Genomic DNA, 23,189 nt, shown 5'->3' on the forward strand with positions numbered 1-23,189 from the left:
GACTATTCAAAACTCGGTAAACCCGCTAAAGCCATCGCGATTTCTTGAGGATTATACTCACTATCTTGAAGTTTACCGGCTTGATAATCAATATAGGCCTGCATATCGAAGTGACCATGACCACACAAATTAAATAAAATCGTGCGGCTAATGCCTTCTTCTTTACAAAGCAATGCCTCATCAATGGCTTTTCTCACGGCATGATTAGCTTCTGGGGCGGGTAAAATTCCCTCCGAAGAAGCAAACGTCAAGCCGGCAGCAAAACAGCTTAATTGAGGATAAGCGCTACATTCAATCAAACCTAACTGAACCAAATGGCTGATTAAAGGAGCCATCCCATGATATCTTAACCCCCCCGCATGAAATCCTTCAGGAACAAAAGAATTGCCTAGGGTGTGCATTTTAACTAGCGGGGTTAAATGGGCAGTATCGCCAAAATCATAAGCATATTTTCCTCGCGTTAAAGTCGGACAAGCCGCAGGTTCTACCGCCATAAATTTAATCGGTTTTTGGCTTTCTCCTCGCAATGAAGCCCCAAGAAACGGAAAAACCAGTCCGGCAAAATTGCTTCCTCCGCCAGTACAACCAATAATAATATCCGGCTCATCTTCTGCCATCTTTAACTGTTCTATCGCTTCTAACCCGATCACGGTTTGATGCAGCAACACGTGATTTAATACGCTTCCTAAAGCATATTTTGTCTTAGAATCTTGGGCGGCTATTTCAATGGCTTCCCCGATAGCAATTCCTAAACTCCCTGTACTATCAGGATATTGGGCTAAAATTTCGCGTCCGGCTGCGGTTGTCTCACTCGGACTGGCTATCACTTTCGCCCCATAAGACTCCATCATCGCGCGGCGGTAGGGTTTTTGGTGATAACTCACCTTGACCATATACACTTCGACATCCAGGTCAAAAAACATCCCCGCTAAAGCTAGAGAACATCCCCATTGCCCGGCTCCGGTTTCAGTGGTTAGGCGTTTTACCCCTTCGATTTTGTTATAGTAAGCTTGAGGAATCGCTGTATTAGGTTTATGGCTACCGGTGGGGCTAACACCTTCATATTTATAATAAATTTTAGCGGGTGTATCGAGGGCTTTTTCTAAACGTCTGGCGCGATAAAGCGGCGTAGGTCGCCACTGACGATAGATATCATAAACCGGTGAGGGAATATCTATATATCTTTGCTGACTAACCTCTTGTTCAATGAGGGCTTGAGGAAATAAGGGTTCTAAATCAGCCGGTGTGATGGGTTGATGGGTTTGAGGATGTAGAACTGGGGGTAAAGGCGTAGGAAGATCGGCTTGAATGTTATACCAAGTTTTGGGGAGATGGTCTTCGGATAAGGTGTATTTGATCGTGTTCATCTGGTTTGTTGAAGATGGTAATTTAACAACAATATTTTTCTACACAACGGACAAACATTTCTACTCCCATTCCTAAAACAGTTTCATCAAAATCAAAACGGGGATGATGATGAGGATAGGCTAAACCTTTTTCTGGGTTAGCTGATCCTAAAAAGAAATAACATCCCGGCACTTGTTCTAGGAAAAAAGACATATCTTCACCCCCCATTGTCTGACATTCTGGAACAACTCCGATAGGGGTTTCTACTACGTCTAAAGCGACAGACCGAATTAAATCTGCTATTTGGGCGTTATTAATGACGGGAGGATAGAGTCTCCAGTAGTCTAACTCATAACTGGCCCCGTAACTTTGGCAAATGCCGCCGATGATCTCGTCTAGGCGTTTAGCAAAATAGTTTTCAAACACAGGATTAAAATAGCGTACTGTGCCGCTCATTTTGGCACTATCAGCAATAACATTGAGGGCTTTACCGGCATGAATTTCTCCCACCGTTACGACGGCTGATTCTAAGGGGTTAATATTGCGGGCGACAATGGTTTGCAAGGCATTGATAATTTGAGCGGCAACCACCACAGAATCAACGGTTTGATGCGGCATGGCACCATGTCCTCCTTTCCCTTGAATCTGAAGGCGAAAACATTCTACTGCCGCCATTAATGCACCTGTACGCACTCCTAGGGTACCCAGGGGTAAATTATTCCAAAGATGTAATCCGATGATGGCATCTACATCCGGATTTTTTAATACCCCTTGTTCGATCATCGGTTTAGCGCCGCCTGGGCCTTCTTCGGCCGGTTGAAAAATGAATTTTACAGTTCCTCGGAAGTCTTGACGATGTTGGGAAAGATAATAAGCGGCTCCCAGGGCGATCGCCGTATGTCCATCATGACCACAGGCGTGCATAATGCCATGATGAAGAGAACGATAAGGCACTTCATTTTCTTCTTGAATGGGTAAAGCATCCATATCAGCACGAATGGCTAAGACTGGCCCGGGTTGGTTACTGTCAACGGTTGCGACTATGCCGGTTTTAGCGATACCGGTTTGATGATTAATTCCCCATTCCTGTAGTTTTTGGGCAACAAACTGAGCGGTTAACACTTCTTTAAAGCCTAATTCTGGGTGTTGATGGAGTTGTCGCCGCCATTGGACTAATTGAGATTGCAGGGAGCGAATTTTGAGGCGAATCTGAGATTGATTAAACCCATTGGTGGACGACGTTAAAGTAGATATCATATTGCCTGTGGACTGCTGGATAGATTGATGTTATTGCCTTTAACTTTCCATCTTACAAGCTCGGTGACCAATTTGTCTTTAATAGGCTCTAGGAAGTCGGCACTTTTGCCATTGAAAACCTTTGAGGAAAAATGCCAAAAAATCTGCATGAGGGAGCTAAATATTGTAGATTGTTTGAACTAAGAAAATCCTTTTATTCTTCTAATGAGAATTTAGAAAATCAAGGAACGAACAATCATGGATGGCTGTAAATTTTGTGTGGCGGTTGGAATAGCACTGGCGGGCTTTTTTAGCTTTCCATCTTCCCTCAAAGCAGCCTGGCTCTATGATGAAACGGTGAACGGAGATCTCTCGGGAAATCGTTTATCACCCACTCATCTACCTGACTTAGCGGCTGGGGAGAATCTGCTCCATATTATTATTAACAATCAATCAGCTAATTCTACTGACAAAGATTTAGATTATTTTACCTTAACAATTCCGAAAAATTTATCCCTGACTAAACTCATTTTAACGGATTATGTTTTAGGAGATGATGCGGCATTTATTGCCATTGAAAAAGGTTCAGTTATTACCGAAGACCCGAAAGCGCCTAATCCGGGAAATCTTTTAGGATTTGCTGAAGTGGGAACAAATCCGGCCCAGAGTGTTGTTAATATAGGTGAGGATCTGTTGCCTTTAATGGGGCTAAATCAAAATCGTCCTGACCTTCCCAATGGCTATCCATCCCCGAATCCTCAAGGTTTTATTCCTCCTTTACTATCAGGCGACTATGCTTTTTGGGTTCAACAGTCATCTTATACTGAGCAACCCACAGAGATCACTTTGACATTTGTTGCTACGCCTGTTCCAGAACCCGCTTCAATTGTGGCTTTAATCACAGTGGGATTATTAGGGACTTTTGGCAAAATAAAAAGCTCATCATCTAAAATGTAAAAGCAACTTAAAGATTTAAATTATCAATACTCACAATGGAACAGACTGCCTTAAATGTGATCGCTATTAGCATTTTTGCTATGACTCTTTCGGTTTTACTCGGCCCTTTGTTCCATATTTCGCCGTTTATTCCCGCCGTAACCACGTTAAGCGTTTTAGGATTGACAACTTTGGATGGTTTAGCTTGGAATGGTAGAGGAATCACGATTTTATTAGACATTTTATCGGGGGAACAACATCGTCAACGAGTCATACACCATGAAGCCGGACATTTTTTAGCCGCTTACTTTTTAGGCATTCCGGTGACGGGATATGCTCTTTCGGGTTGGGAAGCGTTTAAGCAAGGACAACCCGGGCTAGGAGGGGTGATGTTTGACACCACTGCTTTATTAGAAAAAAAAGTGAATTTTACAGAAATGCCTTTAATTTTAGATAGATTTTCTACCGTGTGGATGGCGGGAATAGCGGCAGAAACCTTAATTTATGGAGAATCTAAGGGAGGAGAAGAAGACCGACAAAAGCTTAGAGCCGCTTTACAGTGGGCTGGTGTTTCTCAAAACTCTTATCAGCAAAAAGAACGATGGGCATTGCTACAAGCCAAAAATTTAATTGAAAAACATCGATCTTCTTATGAAGCCTTAGTAACAGCGATGAAACAACGAGCATCTGTTGAGGAATGTTCTCAAGCCCTCCATGCCCACTGGCAATAAAACGGGGAAAAACTTGACCTCCCCGCTTCCTATGGTCAGCACTCCTGCCTCCTGCTCCCGCTACCTCTTGCCTCTGGCTTCCTGTCCCCCTGGGTTACCTGCCACTGTTTGAGTGCCAGTTGTGATCACACTCAGGGAACCCGCCAACGGCACTGGCATCTCCTGTTCCCTGTTTCCGTCCTGAAGAACTTCTTGAAAAATTTCGATAATGCGATCAGTTTTTGCCACCCAATCATAATAATTGGTTTTCACTCGCTCAGTTCCTGCCTTACCCATTTGATCACGAAGTTCTGGAGATTGTGCTAAACGCAACATTGCTTGTGCTAATCCATCAATAAATGTTTGTATAGAAGAGGGTTCTACAAGAATTCCGCACTCAGGGGTCACATAGTCGGCAGGTCCAGCCCATTTTGTAGTAATGACAGGTATTCCTAAAGCCATAGCTTCTAATAAAGCCGTTCCGCCACATTCTCGCAGAGAAGGCATGACAAAAACATCACAGTTCCGAACAATTTTTATACTTTCTGCCTGGGTTAACCAACCGTGAAAAATAATGCGTTGCTCAAGATTTAATTCTTTGACTTTTGCTTCAATCTCTGGACGAAGTTGCCCATCACCGACTAATTCTAAAATCGCATCAGTTTTGGGCGCAACCTGCTCAAATGCTTTCACGATAAATTGAATCCCTTTCCAATCTACAAAGCGTCCAGAATAGACAAAACGAACGCTTTTCTTTCCTCTTTCTTGAAGGGTAGTATCTTCATTTTTTAGCTGTAAAACTGATAAATTTATTCCACTTTCTATGACTTCATAAATTTTACCTCTGACTCCTACAGGCAAAGCTTTTGCTGTTCTTTGATTGGCGACAATTAAGGCGGCTGCTTGTAGCTTACCGGGAATAAATTTATGACAAATTAATGCCAAATATCGTCCTAATTTTATCGTGAAACCCGAAAATTTAGAATCCATAAACTGAAAAGCCGGTGGGAAGTTTAGCCCTCCACACAATGGCCCAATAACAACGGGAACTCCCATATCATACATAAAACTAATTCCTTTAGGTGTAATAGGAGACGGTTCAAATACTAATTGGATATTTCGTTCATGGATTATTTGTTTAGCCAATAAACGAGTTTTTTGCTGAGTAAAAAAGTGTATAAACTGACCAAAAATTAAATCTTGTATCCGATAAGGAAACCAGAGGCCAGTTTCCCAAAACATTTTCTGAAAAGGGTTATCTTTAATAAAATAACAATAATGTAATTCTTCAGGGGAAAAGGACTCTCTCAGTTCGGCTTCAACCCTTTCATGGCAGATTAACCAAGTTTCAATATTTCTGCTTCGCAAAAGCTGAAAATAGTATAAGGGAAGACTTGATTCGCCCCCCATGCTCAGAGACACATTTTCTGCAACGATAAGAACTCGCATTTGAGAAGAGTTATTCCCTTGATAAAAGCCCAGTAAATTGCTCACCATTAATTGATCCTTAATTATAGTTTTGACCACTCAGCTAGATGGAAAAATAAGTAATTGCTCTTTAACTTTACTTTCAAGCACCAGACCATTGAGATTGGATGAATCGTACCGCAATACTCCGAGTTCAATTGTTTTTAATCAAGTGATTAATATACAGGAATATATTTTAAGCCTTTAACTAATAAGTTAAAAGTCGAACACTTGTTTATTGTTATCTGTGATTGCTGAAATCTTAAAATCCTAAAATCTTCATATATTTTAGCGCGGCAGATTCTAATGTAAATTGTTGAAGCCATGAGGAATCTACTGATTTTTTTTGACCTGACAAAACTTTGACAATGGCTTGAGCTAAAGCATTACTATCCCCCACAGGAACTAACTCACCGTATTTTCCCTGAGCTAAGATCTCGGCAGGTCCACTTGGACAATCGGTAGATACCACAGGAGTACCTACAGCCATCGCTTCTATAAGCACATTCCCTAAACCTTCCCAAGCTGAAGACAACACAAATACAGAAGCTCGAGCCATGTAAGCATAAGGATTATCGACAAAACCCCCAAAGGCGACTTGTTGATCTAATTCCAACTTTTCCACTAAAGCTTTTAACTGAGAGTGTTGGCTACCTAGCCCGAGAATTAATAATCGAGCAGGGATGCTTTCTCGCACTTGTGCAAAAGCTTTAATCAAGTTAGCAAAATCTTTTTGCAGTTCTAATCGTCCTACTCCCAAGATTACGGGTAACTCTCCAGGTGCTAACCAAGTGTGATTAACTTTTTCTTGGGCTTTTTGGTGAATAGTAGCAGAAATTACAGGATTATAAATAGTTTTAATTCGCTCGCTGGGCAAGCCTGTGATTTTGACGAGATCTTCTGCTACACCCATTGAGCAACTCACAATCCCATCTGCCCAAGGATATACAAGTTTGATCCATGAAGGAATCCAATGTCTAGAGGATAAGAGGGGTTCATCCTGTGTTTCTACAGAGATTGTATTATGCTCAGATACCACCACTCTTGTGGATGTTTTAGCAAAGCGTTTAACTAACAGAGCTATTTCGTTAGTAAAGTGATAAGCTGTCAGTAAAGTATCTGGTTGTTCTTGCTGTAAATATTTTAATAAGCGGGTAAAGCGGCTAGGAAAATTAGAAACTTTTAAATCAACTATTCTGGCTTGGGATGGACATTGAGATGCTACCACAGGAAATCCAAGGGTATTAAGGACAAAATCCACTTGAATATCATACTCAATTAACATATGAGATAAATTGATCATTGCCCGTTCAATTCCACCGTTATAAAAGGAGGGAAGATAAATAGCGAGATGCTTACCTTTTCCTTGAGACATAATTACTTATTCCTCCGCTTTTTTATTAATGATATTGATGAAAACCCCGCGTCTTTCCCAAGCTTCTTAAAAGGGGGTTTAAATTACCTTACCACACAGACAACTTACCAGCATCTTTGAAGTTCTACAGGCGGCTTGTGGCCTGCTGATGATGAAAATTTAGCCGCTTGAGTTGACTCCTCCTCACCCCTCGCCGTGCCAAGAAAAATGAGCTTTGAGGGACTTTGGCAAAGGAACGGGGTTTAAATAACTTTAACTAAAGTTTGATGACTCTTTAAAAAAGGTGATCTCTATGGGGAAAGGCTTAAAGGATTAAGGTTAAAAAAATTTCTAATTTTAGTTTTAAATCATTTTATTTTAAACATGAGTTGACGAGTCTAATTACTTCACGATCATCCCCTGACGATGGCTTCTTTCTTGACATTAAGGCTAATGAATGACAAGATGAGATAGAAAGCCTATTAGATCTAAACTCTCTTGGTAAATTATTGAGTTAAGTGTTATAATTTAATATTTTTTGTAGCATAATTACAATCTAAACAAAAATTAATGAACCGTCGTTCCCCAGTTTCACCGACATCCAACTCAAACCGAGGATTTTTATCAATTCTCCAAAATCGTCGATTTTTAATTTTTTGGATAGGAGAGGGTCTTTCGCAACTCGGGGATAAAATTTATTTAATTTGGACAATAGGACTCATAGCTCATTATTATCAAGCCGAGGGTCAACCGATTAGCGGCTGGGTATCAGCTATTATGATAGCCTTTACCATTCCCGCTTTTTTATTTGGGACAGTGGCTGGAGTGTATGTAGATCGATGGCCAAAAAAGCCCATTTTAGTTAATTCTAATCTAGTGCGAGGATTGCTCGTCTTTGTAGTTCTACCTTTATTGTGGGGATTTGACGGGCAAACCCTCTCTTTGCCGGTTAACTGGCTGCCTTCTTATCTACGCTCTTGGCATTCGGGTATTCATGAAACTTTTGAACTACCTACAGGGTTTTTAATTCTTCTATTTTTTACTTTTATTAATTCTACCATTACCCAATTTTTTGCCCCGGCTGAACAGGTAACCATTCCTTTAATTGTTAGGCGGCGTGATCTTTTAGGAGCCAATTCTCTGTTTACCACGACGATGATGGCGATGATGATTATCGGTTTTGCTATCGGAGAGCCGCTTTTAGAAGTGGGGGCAAAATTATCAGAGGGAGTCGGTTTGTCAGAGCAACTGGGAAAAACGGCTATTGTGGGCGGTGCTTATGTGCTGGCGGCAGGAATTCTCACTCAACTGAAATTCGGGGAAAAGCGGCTCGATAAAAAGGAAAAATTACCCCATGTTTGGCAAGATATTCAGGAAGGAGTGCTTTATTTAGGAAAAAATTCCGTAGTCCGCAATGCTTTAATTCAATTAGTGATTCTCTTTTCAATTTTTGCGGCTTTGTCGGTATTGGCAGTAAGAATTGCAGAAACAATTCCCGGCTTGAAAGCGGATCAATTTGGCTTCTTGTTAGCGGGAGCCGGTACAGGAATGGCTTTGGGGGCTGGAATTATCGGCAATTGGGGACAGCGCTTTGATCGCACCCAAATGAGTTTGTGGGGATCACTAGGAGTTAGCCTATCTTTATTAAGTTTAGCTTTATCGGTGGACAGTCTGTTTTTAACTTGGTTGATGACTGTATTTTTAGGAGTTTTTGCCGCTTTTGTGGGTGTTCCTATGCAAACCGCCATACAAGAAGAAACCCCTGTGCAACTACGGGGAAAGATATTTGGTTTACAAAATAATGCAGTTAATATAGCGCTTTCTTTACCTCTAGCTTTGGCAGGAGTAGCAGAAACTTTATTGGGAGTGCGCCCGGTTTTAGTGAGTCTGGCTTTATTTTCACTGACTGGAGGACTACTCTCTTTTATTTATAAGCCTGTTAAAAAATAATTCTTTGGGGATTAGTAGTACCTCAGAGAGTTATTTAGGACTAATGGTGTATAAAAATACTATAATAAGCTAAATACAAAGATAATCAAAATCTTTCCCCCTAACCTCCTCTGTGATCCCCCCTACCCCCGTTATTAAGAGGGGAGGAGACGAGCAACAAACAAGGTTAGTTGTCTGAATGCAACTTTCGATAAACATGAGTATTAGATATTACTCAAAGCTTAATTAACCCCAAAAATATTTCGTTTAAAACCCTGTGGCACAATGATATCAAGACATTCAATCGAGGAAAGTTCAAATCCTTTAGCTAGGTTAAACTATATCCCTTTGCTGGATGAGGTTTTAAAAGTGCTTAAAAACTGGCAAATTTTTAAGTTTTCTGAGAATGACGATAGGCTTTTAATTTCTGCTTATAACATTGCTTATAAAATAGCCATAAAACCCAATCAGCCACAACTCAATCCCTTACAACAAAATTTGGGTATTAGAGCAGCCACAGTCAATTTTATTTCAGACACTGAATATTATTCTAAAATTAAGGAAATTAAAGAGGAATTGACAAAACAGCTTCAAAAGGCTTGTGGAGACAAAAAACCTCAAGATTGCTTGGAAAATATTTGTACACCCTTATCAAACTTTAATAGTAAAAATAATCAAATAGAATTACCCTTTAGTTATCCTTTTAGTAACAATTATAATTTTATATCTCAGCGTTTAATTATTGAAAATAGTTCTCTTTCCAAAAGACGGAAAGGCAGTGACTCAATAATAAAAGCTCATGTTTTGAATGTCAAGTTTCAAGGGATATCACAGTTTAATGATAATTTGCTGAATAGTCTTAGAGCTTATATCGATAAAATCGTTCAGTCTGAGTCTGATGATTTTGATAGCGAAGAATTGAAAGAAGTTTTAACAGATGTTCTAGATGAAAACTTAAATCGAAAACAATCTGAACTAACCGAAATCAAAAAAATCATCGATACCGAATCTCTACCGAGGCTTCTGCGAGATATTAAAATAGACTATTTGGATTATTTAAAACAAGAATGTGCAAAAACTAATTTAGGTCAAAATCACCCCGAAGGTTTTCAATGTTTGGAGGCATTAATTAATCGGCTGAGTAGATTTTTAGATTATATTAACAAATCAGATCTAGAGGATTCTCATTATGAAGTAACTTATTTAATGAATGAAGGTGACGCTCTTAATCTAAGAACAGCTTTTTCTCAAGCAGATGCCTTTGATAAGTTGCCTATCATTCCTCAGTATGAAGGAGTGATAGGCGAAAGTGTAGATAAAGAGAGAGGAATTAAAGAATTTAACTTGGGTCTTAATTTAAAATTTAACAATTCTGTAAACACTTATAGCGAAGAATCAGTAATTGATTACTACATGAATGAAATTGACCCTAAAAATAAACGTCACATCGATCAATTAGACGATCCAGGTAAAGCCAAAAATTTCAAGAAAAAGGTTTTAATGATTGCCTGTCTCTACTATTTTATTTTTGCGGTTGATGAAGATGGCCAAATCGCTGACAAAGATTATGATCCGAGTGTTCAATTTGAAGCAGAGGTTTTAAATAAATTAAAACCCGGTGCAGTTTCAGATGAAGAAGTAAAAAGTTTGCTAGAACATATAAAAAACTTGATATTAAATTCCCAGACTTGGCGAGTTCGTGAAAAGTTAGACTCGTTAAAAAAAATACTACAAGATTTTCTCAAGCTAAAAGAGATATTGTTACCCCATTCAAAAACAGTTCAACTTTGCCTAAACAAAGATATCCTCAAGAAAACCAGCCGCAAAATTATCACTTCTCATCAATTTTTTCGGATGAATCTTGAAGAAAATGATACATTAAAAGCCAAAGCACAAGAAGCTTTAGCCTATATGGAAGTAATGCCAGACGAAGTTAATCCGCAATCTCTTACTTCACTATCTGTTACTTTTACTTTTGATGATGTTCGTTACTTTAAACAAGATGATAAGCAAAATTTTTCGATGAAGTATGATCTGAATGGAATTAAAGCTTTGCCGGTAGTTTTTGTTCCGGGTTTAAGAAATATTAAAACTAAACAATGGCAATATCATGATATGTATTTAAAAGATTTTCAAAATCAAAAACTGATTTTGATTAATTATAAGCCTGAAGAAGTTCAAGAGCAAATTTTCGACAATAGTCAATCACCAGAAGCAAGAATATATCGACAAGTCTTTACTTTATTAACTTACTTGTGCATTAGTGTTTGTCGAGAGCCAATTATTTTAGATAGTCAAAAAAATGAAAAATTATTTATCCCACTTTTTAGATTTCATCTTAAAGATATTAACCTAGCAGCAAAAAAAGTAAAAAGAGAAAATAAAACAGCAGAAAAGGTGATAACTGAGACACATGAAAACGAGGCAGCAAAAGAAATAACAACAGAAGATGAGGAATTTCTTTCTTCTTTATCAAAAGCCTTAGCTCATATTTTGCGTCGAGATTGTCTTGCTGATGCTCAGGGACTTAATGTTAAAGAAGACAAAAGTTTTACATTTCGTGTACAACAAGCCATGTCATCATTATATTCTTTAATTCCCAAAACTTTTGAATTTAAAGGAGGATATAAACCTCAATTAGATAAACTAGCCATGATTGTTGTTTCTAGTTGGCTGAGTGATGCTGTTTGGAATGAAAGAGATAAAGCGGATAGAATTTCTAATATCTATGGTGAGATTACGGTAATTAATCGAATATCCGAGACAACAGTAAAAATTGAACCTCTTAAAACCTTTGCTGATAATCAACCCCATTCTAAAATCTATTCAGAACCGGAAATTGTTAGAGATGAAATACTCAAGCTTTACGAAAAGGGTTATCGAGATTTTCTATTTATAGCAAAGGCTCCTTATAGTAGAAGCTTAGGCATAACTAAATTGGAATCCGATCCAGACTCATTATTTTTTATGGATCAGAAGGTAATACAGTTTCTTAAACAAGGGAAAGAAGATATTAAACTTTATCCAATATTTATGGATACTTATCCGGCTATTAATTTGACTAAATCAGAAGTCGATTCTTTGTATATTCCTGATACTGAAGAACTAGAAAAATTATCGAGAGACAAAAGCCAACAAACGAGAGTATTTCTTAATCTTTTTACCGGACGTACTATAGATAAAAAACGAAGATTTTATAACAGTGTCGTCTGTTACAGCAGTTTATTAAATATTTATGATGTGGCTGATACTAAAGTTATTATGCAAGGTCTTTTAGATAAAAATTCGCCTTTACAACAAACCCTAATACAGTATATTACTTTATTTCACTTTTCTCGCTATGAAATGAGTCGAAACCTAGCTTTTAAGCTTGATCCTTACAGTAAACTCATTGGTGATAAAGGTATTGGTACTGTTTCAACTTATAATTATTCAGACAAAAACGTCAAATTTAATAACCTAGCCTTTTTGACTAGCATCAGGAGTGCGCTATATGGAAAATAGTTTAGGTATTAACTTAGGATTTGTCTTTGAAATTAGTTTTAATATTGGCATCCTGACTTATTTTCAGCACTCCCAATTAAAACATTCTTATGGAAATGTTTATATAACGCCTTTGAGTCAATTATCTCTAGCTAAAATTCAAAAAGTTATCGCTCAAGATTATATAGATAAGTCTCATAAAAAAATTATCGGAGATTGGGTAAAGCTATTTATTCAAAAAGGATGGACTTCAGGATACAACTTTATTAGAGAATATATCGATTCAGCTACCCCTAATAAAAGTAAAATAGAAATTGTTTATTTTCAATGTAATTTTCACAGCCACGAAAATTCTTTTGGACTAATAGATAGGGATGAAATAGAGTGCTACAAGGAAATTTTGGAAACTCATGGGTTTGAAAATGTAGATATTAGCCGCTATAAAGAGCGTGGTGAATTTCTCAAAGCGGATACTCTTTTAGTGATTCGATATTCAGGTAAATATGGAATATTGGTAGTGGATTTATCCACTTTTGCCAATTCAGCAATTAGATCTATAACTGACTTAAACAACATTCAAAGCTTGCATGACTCATTGCGTACTGAGCTAAATTATGTGCGCTCTAAATCTAATTTTTGTGGACTGGGTATTGATACCGGCAATAGTGGGGATAAAAATAATAAACTGAACGAAATTTACTCTAAAGAATTATCGCAATACTTTTCGGCTTTCAAGACTAAAGATAAAGAAGCCGCTAAAGTTATTCAAGCTTCTAGTTATGCCTGGAGCTTTTATCAATTCTTATTGTCATATAAAAAAATCTTGCCAACTGATCCTATTAAATTTAACTGCTTTGGTTATAGCGATCGGATGGTTAATGGTATTACTATAATTAAAGACAAAGATGATCATCAAGACAGTCTTAGTATCTTAAAAACTTGTCACCTAATTTACAAACAGCAAACTTTCCAAGAAATTGATGACAGCCGCTATCGAGTTCTTCAAGCGATTAAAAGTAATGCGGCTATGAACTTTCAAAATGGCCGAAAATTTGTTAAGGAAATAGTTGAAGCTAAAAGGGATACGATAAATTATATTCAAAATACTGAAATATTTGAGGCTGGAAAAGACTTTTTTAATACTGCTGGCTTGATTCCTGAATCTATAAAGCAATCATTGCAACTCACAAAAACCGAATTGCGAGATGCTCATGCAGAATTAATATATCGAGCTATTCTTGATAAGCAACGACCATTATTATTTCTAACTGGCAATCCAGGGATTGGAAAGACTACGGCTGTAGTAGAGCAAATTATTAAACAGTTAAATGAAGGTTCTCTTCTAATTTATATTAGTCCCCGAGTTCAAGTTAATAGAGACATTATTGAAAAATTTAGAAAGAACAATAGCACAGAATTAGTTTCTGATGATTTAATTTGTATTAATACAAACAGAAGAATTCTTGACTATGCTAATGGAAGCTATGCGGTAGAATATTATAGCAATAAAAAAAAGGGAGATAATTCCCTAGGAAAGGTTAAATTTTTAGATGCTGAAATTCTAAAAGACAAAGTGCTTGAACTGCCTAATCAATCGGTTAGATATGCCGATAATCTCATAGAATTAGAAAAGCCTAATCAGAAGGGTGTTATTGCTAGTTTATGTGAAGCCATTCACACCTGTATTATTAATCCAGAATTACCTAATAATATTATTGCTACGGCTTCTATTCAAGCTCTCAAAGAAACTAGCTCTGGAAACACTTTAAAGCATTTAAAAAGAATTTTTGATAGTGCTTATAATTCTAAAGGCAAGCCTCCTGGTATTATTCCGCAAAAAATGAAAGAAATTGCCAGCCGTATGAAAAATATTTTCATTATGATTGACGAAATTACAGGTTCGCAGGAAGGAGTTGCTTTTCTACATGGCATTTTAGATTTTTTAGAAGAATATAATTTATTTAAGCCTGAATATGGCTTTAATGTTAAAGTGATTACGGCTGATGCTTCTTTAACTATCCAAGATGTAGTTAAGCATCATCTCTCTAATAAGCAGGTTCAGGGAGACAAAATATTTGTGAGGCAAGTTTCCGACTCAAGACATCAATGTTTGTCAATTGAAGAATTTAAGTTTTTGGGTATCCCTGCAACTTTTATTAATGCTAATTCTTATCCTGCTTCTAAACTGACGGTAAACTATCACATATTTATACAGTCCATAAGCTCAGAAATAATTGATGAAAACAATTTTATTTTAAATCAAAAAATTCTGCAAAAGATAGAAGATGATATTTTAAACTTATTAAATGTAAATGATGGACAAATTATCGTTTATATTCAAAACAAAGATAGTTTAAAGGAATTAATCACTAAAATTTCTCAGCAAAGACAAAGTTTTAAGCTTTATAAAGAATATTTGGAAATACACGCCAGCTTATCAGATGGGGAAGAAGCTAATATTCAGAAACACCAAAATGAAGTCAAAGTAGTCTTTATGACGGCTTCTGGATCTCGCGGTTTATCTTTTCCTAATGCTAAATATATTCTTGTTGAAATTCCAGGTTTTCAAATTGAACAAAATTTGATGGAAATTATACAAGTGATTTACCGAGGCAGAGGAGGCGAATTAGATAAAAGCGAAAAACATTTAAGTTTTTACTTATCAGAAACAGCTATCTATTACCCCAAAAAATTAGATGAGGATGAAAAGCCTTTAACTGCTGATGAACAAGAAAAATTTGCTAATCTCTCATTACAAGAAGCTTGCTTAAATGTATTAAATATTTTTATTATCCTTAAAGCTTCTATTCAGACTCGGATTATGGGATCAGGAAAAATAGGTCAAAAGCCTTATGTGATTATTCCTATCGGAGGTAAAGCGGTAAGTCAAGCGGGAGAAACATTTCTTGGCGCATTGGCTAATTTTTTAAGAGAAATTGCTAAGGAAATTCAAAAACATCCTGAAGATTATTTACTAAAAACTATAAAAGAAAAGTTGTCGGTATTACTGGCTGTTCAAAAAATAGAAATTAGTCCTAATAAGGAAAAAAATCTTACTGTGGAAAATGAAGAACAAAATCAACAAGTCTCCTATTTTTCAATAGGATTTAAACTTTTACAACAAATAGAGACAAGTCTTGATAAGTTGCTTAAACTACCACCTATAGAAAAAACTTATGTTAGAGGCAGTTTACTAATTGTGCCGTTGTCAGACAAATTTGTCAAAGAAACTAATTATATAGATTTAGATAAAATTATTGACCCAGCAAAAAACCAAGAGTTTATCAAAAAAATTGATCGGTTGATTTATAGTGATAATAAATATTCAAAACAAATTACTAGCGCTGCTTACTCTTTAAAAAATTTAGCAAAAACGCTTTTTAATGAATTGGAACGTTCGCAAAAACTCACTCAAACTTCTCTTTCTTCAGAACGTTATTATGCTTTGCCTATACAAACTTTTATCGCATTTCAGGCTTTTGAGGACTATTTTGAAGATGAGAGAAAAGTGTATAATTTTCCCTTCAGAGAGCTATTAGCTAAGTATGTTTATACCTTGGGATTAGCCTATAACATCTTACCGACTGACTCTAATTATCAAAATCTTCCCTATGTAGTTTTTAACAGTGGCGCAATGGCTCAATTGGTAAAAAGCTTATTCAATGAAAATCAAATATTTCAGTCAAAAGAAATGAATATTTTAAATTTAATACTTTCCCAAGAAGATTAATATTAAAGTTAAATCTTCTTAAAATCCTTCAAATCTGAGCGTAACCATAAACCCAAGGCAGGGAAATATAAAAGCATGAACCCAACGGCATAGGTAAGTATATTTACTCGATAGCCAAGGAATTTTCTTAAAATTGTCATCAAATCTTAAAAAAAATTTTACCTGGAAATGTTAAATAAAGACCCATATCTGATGGTAACAAATGCCTAGGCATGAATCTTAATTAATTGTTACAGATTCATCATTTGTCAGAAAGCACTTTTTATAATCAATTCAAGCAAACTTTTTTGAATCATGGGGAAAAAATTAACGAAAAAGAACCAAAAAGCCTTATGTTGCCACAAAAGAGGACGATGTTCCTAGATTATTAAAAGAAGTTAAAATTGAGAAGAGCGATTAACCTAAAAAACGCTTTAGTCAACCCTCCCCAGAGCGAGTTTATATAGCTGTCGCCACAGTAAAAGAAATATCAGTTAGTCAACATCTGGGGAAACAACCCCATCAAAAATTGGGAAAAAACACACAGGTTTCTACTTAAACGACTCATTACTTAGGAGGCTTTTACCAGCATGAAAATAGCTGTTCCCAAAGAAAAAGAAATCGGAGAAATGCGAGTTGCTCTGGTACCGGATATAGTCGCTCGTTTGACGAAAAAAGGCTTTCAGGTGCTAGTGGAAACTCAAGCCGGAGAAGCGGCTCATTTTCATGATCAAAGCTACATAGAAGCTGGAGCAGAAATTATTGCAGATGCCAAACAACTGTGGCAACAAGCTGACATTTTGCTGAAAGTGGCACCGCCCGGCGAATTCGATGGGGAAGCAGAAATTAACCAACTCCGTGCAGGAGCCATTTTAATTAGCTTCCTTGATCCTTTAAGAAATCCTGAAAAAATCCAGCAAATTGCTCAACGGCAAATAACGGCTTTTAGCATGGAATTAATTCCCCGCAGCACTCGCGCCCAGAGTATGGATGCTCTATCCTCTCAGGCCAATATTGCAGGGCATAAAGCCACCTTATTAGCCGCCGCCCATTTACCGAGAATGTTTCCCATGATGACTACGGCTGCCGGTACCATTCCGCCAGCAAAAGTATTAGTCTTGGGAGCAGGAGTAGCCGGATTACAAGCCATCGCCACAGCGCGAAGATTGGGAGCCGTAGTAGAGGCTTTTGATATCCGCCCAACGGTTAAAGAAGAAGTGCAAAGCGTCGGGGCTAAATTTATTGAAATTCCTCTACAAGAAGAAACCAACGCCGGCGGAGGGTATGCCAAAGAAATCTCTAACAATACCCAAGAGATTATCAGGCAAGTGTTAACTGAACATATCAAAAAAGCCGATGTGGTGATTACAACCGCACAAGTTCAGGGTAAAAAAGCGCCCCTGTTAGTCACTGAAGAAATGATTGCCCAAATGAAACGGGGATCGGTCATCGTGGATTTAGCCGCCGAACAAGGCGGAAATTGTGCCCATACCGAAGCGGGTAAAGATGTTCAATATCATGGGGTAACTATTATCGGACCGGTGAATCTGCCGGCATCTCTCCCTATAGATTCCTCTCAAATGTACTCGAAGAATTTACAAACTTTGGTGGAATATCTCGTTAAAGATGGGAAAGTACAACTTAACTTTGACGATGACATTATCCATAGTGCCTGTGTTACCCATGCCGGGGAAATTATGAACGCCAGAATTAGAGATTTATTACCTCAGTCATCAGTGATTAGTCATTAGTCATTAGTCATTAGTCATTAGCCATTAGCCATTAGTGATTAGTCATTAGTGATCAGTCGCTCTAACTATTAACCATTAATCATGAGTCCAGAATTATTAACCGGCCTAGTTGTTTTCGTTTTAGCCTCTTTTGTTGGCTTTGAAGTGATTAATAAAGTTCCACCCACCTTACATACTCCCCTTATGTCTGGGGCGAATGCTATCTCGGGAATTGCGGTAGTAGGTGCATTACTGATCTCAGGTCCGACTGAGTGGAATCTGACTGTAATTTTAGGGCTGATAGCCGTCATTTTAGCGATGATCAACGTTGTAGGCGGCTTTGTCGTTACAGATCGAATGCTGCAAATGTTTAAGAAAAAGGAGGCAAAATCGTCATGAATAATACAGCAATTGAACTAGCGTATTTAACCGCCTCTGCCCTATTTATCGTCGGCTTAAAACAACTGGGATCGCCGGCTTCTGCCCGTCAAGGTAACCTTGTGGCCTCAGTAGGGATGTTAATTGCCATCGTTGCCACGATGTTAAATCAATCGGTATTAAATTATCAAATGATTCTGGTGGCGGTCCTGATTGGTTCACTGATTGGAACCCTTACCGCCCAAAAAGTCGCCATGACAGAAATGCCCCAGATGGTCGGTATTTTTAACGGCTTAGGCGGTGCGGCAAGTTCTCTAATTGCCATAGGGGAATATTGGCGGCTTCTCGGTACCGGTGAACCCATTACCTTTGATGCTACCCTAATTGCTATTTTGGGGATCTTGATTGGCGGCGTTACTTTTACTGGTAGTGTGTTGGCTTTTGCCAAGTTACAGGGATTAGTCAGTGGTTCTCCGGTCACTTTTCCCTTTCAGCAACCCTTTAACGCCCTGTTAATGGCACTGTTTTTGGCAGGAAGTGCCTATCTCTTCTTTGATCCGAGTTCTATCGATGTTTTCTTGTCTTTAGTCGTGCTTTCCCTGATCTTTGGGGCGCTGTTTGTGCTGCCCATCGGTGGGGGAGATATGCCAGTAGTGATCTCGTTGCTAAATTCCTATTCGGGTTTAGCCGCGTCTGCTGCCGGTTTCATCTTAATGAACAACGTACTGATCATTTCTGGCGCTTTAGTGGGCGCTTCGGGGATTATTTTAACCCAGATCATGTGTAAAGCCATGAATCGATCCCTGTTTAGCGTTCTGTTTGGGGCCTTTGGGGGTGAAAGTACCGTTGCGGCTGGCGGTGGTGCCCTCGAACAAGATAAAGTCGTCCGGGCGATTGATCCTGAAGAAGGAGCGATGATGTTAGGCTATGCTCAGTCTGTGGTTATTGTTCCCGGTTATGGGATGGCAGTCGCCCAAGCACAACATACGGTGCGAGAATTGGCTGATCAGTTAGAGAAGATGGGAGTAACGGTTAAATATGCTATTCATCCAGTGGCAGGAAGAATGCCCGGACACATGAATGTGTTATTGGCAGAGGCCAATGTGCCTTATCCGCAACTGTACGACATGGATGATATTAATCCCGATTTTGAACAAACCGATGTGGCGCTGGTAATTGGGGCGAATGATGTGGTTAACCCGGCGGCGCGGCATGATGCGGCTAGTCCAATTTATGGGATGCCCATTTTAGATGTGGATAAGGCTAAACATACCATTGTGATTAAGCGGGGTATGAGTACGGGTTTTGCTGGCGTTGATAATGAGTTGTTTTATAAGTCGAATACCTTGATGCTGTTTGGTAGCGCTCAAAATATGGTGTCTCAATTAGTTTCTCAAGTGAAACAGTTGTAATGTTCAGCTAAGAAGTTTTAGGGGTGTTAGGGGTTATTTTCTAACACCTATTAATTTCTATTTATCTATATTTCATCAGACTCCGGTTCTAAAATAACATCCTCATAAACTAAAGCTATGGGACAGCTAAAATTAATACTGGTTAACTGTAACTCATCCTCTTCCCCATAAGTCTCAAGTTCCCACAACCCTTTTTCATTCAAGCGGAAAACCTCAATCATCTTTTGCTCGGTACTGATCAACACATATTCCTTTAAACTAGAAAGGCGGCGATAAGAGCGAAATTTTTTACCCCGATCAAACCTTTCTGTACTCGGAGAAAGCACTTCAGCAATGACAGAGGGATACTGTAAATGTTTAATAGCCGTTTTATCTCTTTCATCGCAAGAAACCACCACATCAGGATAAAAGAAAGGCCCAGCCTCAGAAACTTTTACCTTACCATCTGATATCTGTACCTTACATCCCCTACCTCGGACATGATTTTTTAAAATAGAAGCTAGGTTAAGCGCAAGATCATTATGAGGAAGTGTCCCCCCAGTCATAGCGTACACTTCCCCATCAAGATATTCATATTTAATCTCTTGTTGTTCTTCCCATTGTAAATATTCTTCGGGGGTCATATATTGGCGGTCGGAAATGGCGATCATATTTTTATACCTTGTTTTAAAGGGAGATTTAGGTTCAATTGTATTATTTTTTTGGGAAAGATTAAATGCTGTTAAAAAACGTCACCGTAGGTAATACGGGAGCTTGGTGTGCCCTGCGTTTTCAAACCAGGGAGGAAGCGCGACTCGGCTAATTTATTAGCCGTCAATCCTTCGCTATCGCTCAGGACAAGGTTTTGGAAGTCGTTTAATATAATCTCTTATAATTTCTGACTTTGAGTATCCTTTTGATTTTGCATAAGCTTCTAAACGCTCCATTTCTTCTTTTGTTAACCTGACTTTTAGTTGCTCGTCTCTTGACATCGTGTATCCTTTAATGGTACACTACTATTATACCTGAAACGCTAAGACACTCCCGACTAGAGAAACAGCTAATGCAGTAGGGTAAGAGATGGCGAGGATCTCGCAAACCAGTCAAGAGCCTTGACATTGTACAGTACGGCTGCATTGGTTAAGGTATCGAGGTCGTCCGATGATTGCATCGGTTGTAGAAACAACATTGGAACTTGTCATGTTTGGCGAGGAAAGAATGTAAGCCGACCTAGAGGTTCAACGCCAAAACCGCTACTCCAACAATACCGAGTGTGTCGGAGATGGAGAGTTAGGGCTGCTGAAAATTCCAATCTGAAGCGGAGGGCGAATGCCCCGCTACTTCAGTGCGGGGTAAGCTTACCTACAACACACATTTGCCAAACTCTCTCGATATACTAAAAACATCAAGTCAGAAAAACTTACTCTGACCAGTGCGGAACACAGTGAAACACCCCAATCTATAACTCCCTCAAACTCAGAAGGTGAACCATGATTCATCACATTTCTATCCCCGCACAAAAGCCGCTTCAAGTTGCTAACGCCTTAGCAGAAATCCTCGAGGGCGAAGTTCATCGTTTTCCTCCAGTTCCCGGTTCTTATATGGTAATGATTGACGATGGTCAGGGTACAGGGATTGAAGTTTATCCCCTCGGAACACAACTTGCACCGGGAAATGGAATTCCTGAAATTACCCAACAAGAAGCGATTCCTACTTTTGTTCCCTTTCATGCTGCCATATCCGTTCCCCTTGAACGTGAGCGCATCGAAAACATCGCTACAAGAGAAGGTTGGCGCGTGCAACAGGGGGATCGTGGCGTTTTCCAAGTGATAGAATTATGGGTCGAAAATTGGTTCATGCTGGAACTTTTAACACCAGACTTTGTTCCTTCATACCTAGAATTTAGTCAACCGCAAAACGTTGAACAATTATTGGCAGGACCCATTCAAGCATAAATAATTTTCTCTACTTCTCTGACGTTGGCCAGCAATTTAACAACGATGTAACCCACTACTGAATATGACAATTTCATCGATCGCTTTTCTCACATTTATTGAAGATTGATCGGTAGAATTAACGATAATACTAAACACCAAAGGCTGATAATTGGGCACATTTAAATAACCTGATAAAGCCGAAACTCCGGTTAGAGTTCCTGTTTTTCCTTGTAAATTACCAGCAACAGCCGTGTCTATAAATCGACCTTGTAAGGTTCCTTTTTCTGCCCCTACGGCTAAGGAATTTCGATAAATTTCTCCTTGTAAACTTTCGGCCATCAATTCCAAAGTTTCAACAATCGCTTCTGGACTGACTAAATTTTGACGAGATAATCCCGAACCATCTACTAACTTAAAACTATCGGCTTCAACGCCTAAATCAATTAAACTTTGTTTAATGACATCTACCGCCGCCTTATCCCTTGACTGAGTGGCTAAAATTTTAGCAATTGCTTCAGCATATAAATTATTACTTTCTGTGTTAGCTTTATCCACTAACATTATTAACGGTGGCGATTCAACAAAGGCTAATTCTTTTCCTTCTTCAGCCGCCGATGAATCTTTAACGATAGTTGCTTGATTAATTTCAATCCCTTCCTCTAATAACACTTGACGAAAAGATTCTAAAAAATACCTAGCCGGATCAGGAATAGCAATAGTCGTTGTATCGGCTTCCTGATCAACCGCTAACTGCCCAGTAATTTTGAGGTCTAATTGAGTAAAACTGCGGTTAAAATCAATAGTATTTTTTGTGCCTTTAGGCCCAGTAATCGATTCATTTTCTACTTGCCATTGTCTAGCCGCCACCGAATCTAACCATTCTAACTGAGTGGGTTCATCCACTTGTTGAGGGATTAATTTAATCGTGGCTGCATTTTCATTGAGAATCAAACTATTCACCGAAGGAGCGATATTAAACACCAGATCCGACCATTCCCAAGAAGGATTAAGCGGCAATTCTTTAAAATAACTATCATCAACAATTAACTGCTCAATGTAGCGAATACCCTTTTGTTTTAACTGCTGTGCCAAGAGTTTTAATTGTGCAGTCGTCAAAGACGGATCGCCTCTACCCACAACCCGTAAATCTTTTAAACGAGGAGGTTTACCCACAGCATAAACCGAAGTCCGAATGCGAAAATCAGCCCCTAATTCACGTAAAGCCGCAGCAGTGGTTAATAATTTCACATTAGAAGCCGCCACAAAATATTTCTGCTCATCTAAACCATAAAGCCGTTTTCCATCTTTAAGGGTTTTGATGAGAATACCCCAACGAGATCGCCGCCATTCCGGACGAGTGATCACCTCCTCAATAGCCTCTCGCAAATTGGCCGGACAAATCGGCTCGGCTGTCGCTACACTAGAATTAGTTGAGGGAATTTCAGCTAAAACTATTTGCTGAGGAAATTGTACTCCTACCAACCAAACAGCACCTAATAAAAATGCTCTCCAAAATTTTGCTTGAATTAGCATTTAACCTCTTTAGCTCTCTGCCTGAGATGAAAAAATAATAAAATTAAAC

The 23,189-nt window shown here is 38.5% G+C and carries 16 protein-coding genes; 9 read left to right on the forward strand and 7 right to left on the reverse strand.

All coding sequences use genetic code 11. The annotated features are described in order from the left end of the window. Nucleotides 1-2: 2 nt before the first annotated feature. Together CYAN7822_RS10010 and CYAN7822_RS10015 are read right to left on the reverse strand one after the other, a co-directional pair. A complete protein-coding gene (locus tag CYAN7822_RS10010) occupies nucleotides 3-1,367 on the reverse strand; it encodes a TrpB-like pyridoxal phosphate-dependent enzyme (protein ID WP_013322140.1) in 1,365 nt (454 codons plus the stop codon). A 22-nt stretch (nucleotides 1,368-1,389) separates the two neighbouring features. Next, the gene (locus CYAN7822_RS10015) at nucleotides 1,390-2,604 is read right to left on the reverse strand and encodes a M20 metallopeptidase family protein (protein ID WP_013322141.1); all 1,215 of its coding nucleotides are present in this window, start codon (nucleotides 2,602-2,604) and stop codon (nucleotides 1,390-1,392) included. 237 nt (nucleotides 2,605-2,841) lie between these two features. Here CYAN7822_RS10015 and CYAN7822_RS10020 point away from each other — a divergent pair, with 237 nt between their 5' ends. Together CYAN7822_RS10020 and CYAN7822_RS10025 are read left to right on the forward strand one after the other, a co-directional pair. Next, nucleotides 2,842-3,540, forward strand: coding sequence for a hypothetical protein (locus tag CYAN7822_RS10020; protein WP_013322142.1), 699 nt, complete (start codon nucleotides 2,842-2,844; stop codon nucleotides 3,538-3,540). Nucleotides 3,541-3,575: 35 nt separating this feature from the next. After that, nucleotides 3,576-4,250 carry a hypothetical protein gene (locus CYAN7822_RS10025; protein ID WP_013322143.1) on the forward strand — a complete coding sequence of 225 codons (675 nt, stop codon included), beginning with the start codon at nucleotides 3,576-3,578 and terminating at the stop codon, nucleotides 4,248-4,250. A 60-nt stretch (nucleotides 4,251-4,310) separates the two neighbouring features. Here CYAN7822_RS10025 and CYAN7822_RS10030 read toward each other — a convergent pair whose 3' ends face one another. Then, on the reverse strand, nucleotides 4,311-5,726 hold the full coding sequence (locus CYAN7822_RS10030; RefSeq protein ID WP_013322144.1) for a glycosyltransferase family 4 protein: 1,416 nt from the start codon (nucleotides 5,724-5,726) through the stop codon (nucleotides 4,311-4,313). Nucleotides 5,727-5,958: 232 nt separating this feature from the next. Continuing rightward, complete coding sequence (locus CYAN7822_RS10035) at nucleotides 5,959-7,071, reverse strand: glycosyltransferase (protein ID WP_013322145.1); 1,113 nt, start codon at nucleotides 7,069-7,071, stop codon at nucleotides 5,959-5,961. A 549-nt stretch (nucleotides 7,072-7,620) separates the two neighbouring features. Here CYAN7822_RS10035 and CYAN7822_RS10040 point away from each other — a divergent pair. From CYAN7822_RS10040 to CYAN7822_RS10065, 6 genes are all read left to right on the forward strand, one after another. Beyond that, nucleotides 7,621-9,000 carry an MFS transporter gene (locus tag CYAN7822_RS10040; protein ID WP_013322146.1) on the forward strand — a complete coding sequence of 460 codons (1,380 nt, stop codon included), beginning with the start codon at nucleotides 7,621-7,623 and terminating at the stop codon, nucleotides 8,998-9,000. 348 nt (nucleotides 9,001-9,348) lie between these two features. Then, on the forward strand, nucleotides 9,349-12,483 hold the full coding sequence (locus CYAN7822_RS10045; protein ID WP_162052171.1) for a hypothetical protein: 3,135 nt from the start codon (nucleotides 9,349-9,351) through the stop codon (nucleotides 12,481-12,483). Beyond that, the gene (locus tag CYAN7822_RS10050; protein ID WP_013322148.1) at nucleotides 12,473-16,192 is read left to right on the forward strand and encodes a helicase-related protein; all 3,720 of its coding nucleotides are present in this window, start codon (nucleotides 12,473-12,475) and stop codon (nucleotides 16,190-16,192) included. The genes CYAN7822_RS10045 and CYAN7822_RS10050 overlap by 11 nt, the downstream gene beginning before the upstream one ends. Nucleotides 16,193-16,761: 569 nt before the next feature. Then, nucleotides 16,762-17,922, forward strand: coding sequence for a Re/Si-specific NAD(P)(+) transhydrogenase subunit alpha (locus CYAN7822_RS10055; protein ID WP_013322149.1), 1,161 nt, complete (start codon nucleotides 16,762-16,764; stop codon nucleotides 17,920-17,922). 81 nt (nucleotides 17,923-18,003) lie between these two features. Continuing rightward, a complete protein-coding gene (locus CYAN7822_RS10060; protein ID WP_013322150.1) occupies nucleotides 18,004-18,300 on the forward strand; it encodes an NAD(P) transhydrogenase subunit alpha part 2 in 297 nt (98 codons plus the stop codon). Then, a complete protein-coding gene (locus tag CYAN7822_RS10065) occupies nucleotides 18,297-19,691 on the forward strand; it encodes an NAD(P)(+) transhydrogenase (Re/Si-specific) subunit beta (RefSeq protein WP_013322151.1) in 1,395 nt (464 codons plus the stop codon). The genes CYAN7822_RS10060 and CYAN7822_RS10065 overlap by 4 nt, the downstream gene beginning before the upstream one ends. 65 nt (nucleotides 19,692-19,756) lie before the next feature. Here the strand turns inward: CYAN7822_RS10065 and CYAN7822_RS10070 are convergent, their stop codons facing one another. Both CYAN7822_RS10070 and CYAN7822_RS35615 read right to left on the reverse strand, forming a co-directional pair. After that, complete coding sequence (locus CYAN7822_RS10070; protein ID WP_013322152.1) at nucleotides 19,757-20,341, reverse strand: Uma2 family endonuclease; 585 nt, start codon at nucleotides 20,339-20,341, stop codon at nucleotides 19,757-19,759. 174 nt (nucleotides 20,342-20,515) lie between these two features. Then, a complete protein-coding gene (locus CYAN7822_RS35615) occupies nucleotides 20,516-20,662 on the reverse strand; it encodes a ribbon-helix-helix protein, CopG family (RefSeq protein ID WP_013322153.1) in 147 nt (48 codons plus the stop codon). Nucleotides 20,663-21,160: 498 nt separating this feature from the next. On the opposite strand from CYAN7822_RS35615, the gene CYAN7822_RS10075 reads away from it, so the two are divergent. Further along, nucleotides 21,161-21,625 carry a hypothetical protein gene (locus CYAN7822_RS10075; RefSeq protein ID WP_013322154.1) on the forward strand — a complete coding sequence of 155 codons (465 nt, stop codon included), beginning with the start codon at nucleotides 21,161-21,163 and terminating at the stop codon, nucleotides 21,623-21,625. Between the two features lie 36 nt (nucleotides 21,626-21,661). Here the strand turns inward: CYAN7822_RS10075 and dacB are convergent, their stop codons facing one another. Next, nucleotides 21,662-23,140, reverse strand: a complete 1,479-nt coding sequence (gene dacB, locus CYAN7822_RS10080) for a D-alanyl-D-alanine carboxypeptidase/D-alanyl-D-alanine endopeptidase (protein ID WP_013322155.1) — start codon at nucleotides 23,138-23,140, stop codon at nucleotides 21,662-21,664. Nucleotides 23,141-23,189 lie beyond the last annotated feature (49 nt).

Source organism: Gloeothece verrucosa PCC 7822, assembly GCF_000147335.1.
Lineage (GTDB): Bacteria > Cyanobacteriota > Cyanobacteriia > Cyanobacteriales > Microcystaceae > Gloeothece > Gloeothece verrucosa.